The following is a 208-nucleotide window of genomic DNA, read 5'->3' as shown; positions in this document are numbered from 1 at the left end:
CCTGTTCGATGACATCGGCCGCTTTTTCGAAGAAAGCCTGTTTTGCTTCAGCGCTCACCAGCGCGATCTCGGGCAGCTTGAGCTCGACGAAGGCTGCAGCGATCGGCTCTCCCGCCGCAAGCACATGCTCCTGCGGCAGCACATTGATCGTGCCGATAATATTGGCTGTCATGAAGTCATTGCCGGTCAAGCCGGCGGCATCGAGCAC

General features: G+C 58.7%; 1 pseudogene. It reads right to left on the bottom strand.

Annotated features, from left to right (window positions below):
• Nucleotides 1–208, bottom strand: a pseudogene (locus AF337_RS12685) (Tautomerase enzyme); the annotation flags it as partial.

Origin of the sequence: Rhizobium ecuadorense, from assembly GCF_001187535.1 — a bacterium.
GTDB lineage: Bacteria > Pseudomonadota > Alphaproteobacteria > Rhizobiales > Rhizobiaceae > Rhizobium > Rhizobium ecuadorense.
The sequence above is the reverse complement of the archived record's forward strand: the minus strand, read 5'-3'. Positions and strand labels throughout refer to the sequence as shown.